Annotated in this window: 4 protein-coding genes; all 4 read right to left on the reverse strand. The window is 46.6% G+C overall.

Translation table 11 applies throughout. From position 1 onward, the window contains the following. Positions 1-41: 41 nt before the first annotated feature. Complete coding sequence (locus VU18_RS15930; RefSeq protein ID WP_047758501.1) at positions 42-989, reverse strand: dTDP-glucose 4,6-dehydratase; 948 nt, start codon at positions 987-989, stop codon at positions 42-44. Between the two features lie 12 nt (positions 990-1,001). Then, positions 1,002-2,057 (reverse strand): pseudaminic acid synthase, encoded by a 1,056-nt coding sequence (pseI, locus tag VU18_RS15935; RefSeq protein ID WP_047758502.1) that lies wholly within the window; start codon positions 2,055-2,057, stop codon positions 1,002-1,004. Between the two features lie 4 nt (positions 2,058-2,061). Continuing rightward, positions 2,062-3,111: a UDP-2,4-diacetamido-2,4,6-trideoxy-beta-L-altropyranose hydrolase gene (pseG, locus tag VU18_RS15940; protein ID WP_047758503.1), complete on the reverse strand. Its 1,050-nt coding sequence runs from the start codon at positions 3,109-3,111 to the stop codon at positions 2,062-2,064. Between the two features lie 22 nt (positions 3,112-3,133). Beyond that, positions 3,134-3,757, reverse strand: a 624-nt coding sequence (locus VU18_RS15945) for a glycosyltransferase (protein WP_047758504.1), incomplete at its 5' end; no start/stop codon positions are given.

Raw genomic sequence — 3,757 nt, forward strand, 5'->3', positions numbered from 1 at the left:
CGGGAATGCTCCTTGGATATACTGAAGAAAAGCCGCCCCGACTACATCAGGCGGCTCGTTCTGATCCATTCTTCCGTCTTTTGAACCCCTTCTTCAAGAGACACTTGCGGCTCCCAACCAAGCAGCCGCTTGGCTTTCTCATAATTGCATCGCAATTTTTGAATCTCGCTCTGTGGATGAATATGGGGAACATGCTCAATCCGCTTTTCATCGCCCACAATGAGCTTGGCCAAATCATTGATCGAAATGTCCCGGCCTAATCCAGCGTTCAAGATTTCCCCGTTCACCTTGTCTGAATAGCCTGCCTGAACAACAAATCGCGCACAATCGTCCACATACAATAAATCGCGTGTTTGCGTGCCATCGCCGTAAATTTGCAACGTCTCCCCCATCAATTTTTTCCGAATAAAGATGGCGACAACCCCGCCTTCGCCGCTCGTTTTTTGATAAGGACCATATGTATTAAACGGACGCACAACGACAACGGGCAGGTGATAGGCATAGAAATAAGACAACACCATATTTTCCGCCGCAATTTTCGCTCCAGCGTACGGCGAAGCAGGCTTGGTCGGATGCGTTTCCGCGATTCCTGCTTCATCATGGCAACGGTCATACACCATGCACGTGCTCATAAACACTAGTTTCGTGTCATGCTTCCGGCATTGTTCAAGAAGATAAAACGTTCCAACCGTATCGTTGAAAAACGTCGTTCTAGGATCATCAATGGAATCCTGTACGTTAATCGATGCCGCTAAATGGTAGCAAAGATCATATTCATGTTCACGAAAAAGCTGTGCAAGCAAACGCTCGTCTTTGATATCTCCGACGATGAATTGCTTCAAATTCGGATGATGGCGAAACTCGGAAATATTTTCTTCCCGCCCATTCGAAAGGTCATCCACAATCCAGACATCATGCCCATCGTCAAGCAGCCGTTTCGCCACGGCGCGCCCAATAAACCCCGCACCGCCTGTCAACAATATTCTCATACGGATCACTCCTTACCATAATAAATCCCATGTCACCGGCGTTCCTTTTTTCACGTCGCGTTTCACTGTTTTTCCAAGCAACTGGTCAACATATTTCGGCGGCAATCCGTTGCCAGGACGAATCGCGCGCACATTTTCCTTCGTCAACGTCTCGCCTGCCTTCATATCTTGCACAATGTATAACGACCGCCGATGTTTCAATGATGCTTTCTCCGCGTCCGTAGGGCCATATTGAACATGGCCGATGCTTTGCCAAGCCCATTCCGTTTCTGTCACCAGTGCAGCCATTTCATGCGGTTCCATGGAAAAAGCAGCATCCACTCCTCCTTCTGCGCGGGAAAGGGTAAAATGTTTTTCAATGACAGTGGCGCCGAGCGCAACAGCGGCGACACTGACTCCAATGCCCATCGTATGGTCGGACAGTCCGACTTGACATTGAAACAGCTCTCTCATATGCGGAATCGTCGCCAAATGTGAGTTCTCTGGCGTCGCAGGATATGTGCTTGTACATTTTAATAAAATGAGATCGTGGCAACCCGATTCCCTCGCCGCTCTAACCGTTTCGTCCAACTCCGCCGCTGTCGCCATTCCTGTTGAAATAATTAATGGTTTCCCTGTTGCGGCAACCTTGCGGATTAAAGGCAAATCCGTGTTTTCAAACGAGGCGATTTTATAGGCTGGAACATTTAGTTCCTCTAAAAACTCAACGGCCGTTTCATCAAAAGGGGTGCTGAACGCAATAAGCCCTAATTCTTTACAGCGCCGAAAAATCGGCTCATGCCATTCCCAAGGCGTGTACGCTGCCTGATAGAGCTTATAAAGCGAATTCCCTTGCCAAAGGTTATCAGGGTCATCAATAAAAAAATCTCCTTCGTCTATATCGAGCGTCATGGTATCCGCCGTATACGTCTGCAATTTCACCGCATCGACACCCGCCCGCGCTGCTGCTTCCACGATGGCTAACGCTCTCTCCAACGATTGATTATGGTTACCGGACATTTCCGCAATAATAAACGGTTTATGATTCGGCCCAATAAGACGATGGCCAATTTGAATGTCTTTGATCAATGGATCATCCCTCCAATAGCGCCTCCACGACCGGATGTACGATATACTCTTTTGTACTCCCTACCAATTCGAGCGCTTTGCGGCTCATGTGCTTCAGTTGTTCCCGTGAAGCAATCGCTCTATATACTATATCGGCATAATCAGCCGATTTTACATCTGCATGCCAACCTATATTCCAAACGGCTCCGTACGCGGCGGCGTCTTCCGTCGATCGCCTTTGGTTTTCCGCAACGATCGTCACCGCGGAGGGCAGGCCGAGAAAACAGCGTTCCCACATCGACGCGCCACCAGCCCCAAGTGAAAAATCCGCCTTTGCCATCAGCTTGGCAAGGTAATCAATTTGACAATGGTAACGAAATCCCATTTCACGACAGAATTGTTCCACGCGAAAACGATTCAAATTGGCTTTCCCTACCACAACGTCAACTTCCACATCAAGAACATCCAACTCCTTGAAAGCATGCAGCGCTTTCTCTGTTTCATTCGTCGGATCGCTGCCGCCAAAAAACAGGAGTACCCGTTGCACTTGGCCACTACGAAGGCTTACGAATTTTTTGGCCTCATAAAATTCCGGCCGCAACAACATATATTGAGGGCCTAACAATAGACGGCAGCCTAGCGGCACAAGTCCATTATACCGTTGCTGCGCATGTTGGTAATAGTTTTGATCCAACAAAACATCGCATTCATGAGGACGGTTCGCTAAATCATCAATCACCATCACATGGCTGACATAGGCTTTCACTTTTTCTTCCCAGCGGCGATCAAGCTCATAATGGTCGACAATGAACCAATCTACCGACGGAAGGAATCGTCGAACCACATCAATCGTCCATTGTGCGTCCACTTCTTGTGACACAGGTCCATCATAAACAAGACGGAACACGGGAAACCCTCTGCTTTCCACCTCATCGCACAAATCCCCTGGGCCTACCCTCATCGCAAAATAAACGGCACAACCGACTTCTTTCAGCATCCTCGCCAATGCCAAACAGCGCATCACATGGCCGGTGCCGATCGCAAACGATGAGTCAACACGGAATAAAATATTCATGATCCCATTCGCCTCTACCCATTCAAGTCATAAAATGCTTGTGATACATAACCGTTTCAATAATTTTTTCCGCTCTTGCCAGCCAAGTATGCTTTTCCATGACTTTCTTTCTTCCATTCTCAGCAATCTTCTGCAACGTTGCGTTATCATCTAAAAATGACTGTATCTTGGCATGAGGATATGGAGTAAAAGAGTACAAAAGAAGATCCTCTCCGTCCTTAAATTCACTTTCCAAAAATAAATTGTTGTCTGTCAAACTAACGGATCCATTCAGCATAGTCGTAAAAATTCTCTCGTGACCACCGTGAACGAAATTGGGCAAAACATTCAAAACAAGCTTGGAGTCCTTCATCTTATCATACACATCTCCAAAACCAATAGCCCGATTCAACTTTATGGAATGATGGTTAATGAATAAAGTTTCCCACCCATTTCCATATACTTCAAATCTAGCATCCAACTTGGCCGTTTCCAAAACCGCTTCCATTCTTCTCCTGTTTCGTATATACAAATCTACATTCACAAGATGACTCCAAAAGTTAACGTGATGCATATATTCCTGATCAATTCCATAGTCAGCAAATACACTCTCAGCTATATCAATTAACGTTTGATTATGAGTATATAAACCCGTGGTGCTAGATAA

It is taken from the genome of Geobacillus sp. ZGt-1 (assembly GCF_001026865.1).
GTDB lineage: Bacteria > Bacillota > Bacilli > Bacillales > Anoxybacillaceae > Geobacillus > Geobacillus thermoleovorans.

Excerpts from the sequence above, each read along its gene's own strand:
- pseG (WP_047758503.1), bottom strand. The coding sequence starts at position 3,111 with ATGAATATTTTATTCCGTGTTGACTCATCGTTTGCGATCGGCACCGGC.
- VU18_RS15930 (WP_047758501.1), bottom strand. The coding sequence starts at position 989 with ATGAGAATATTGTTGACAGGCGGTGCGGGGTTTATTGGGCGCGCCGTG.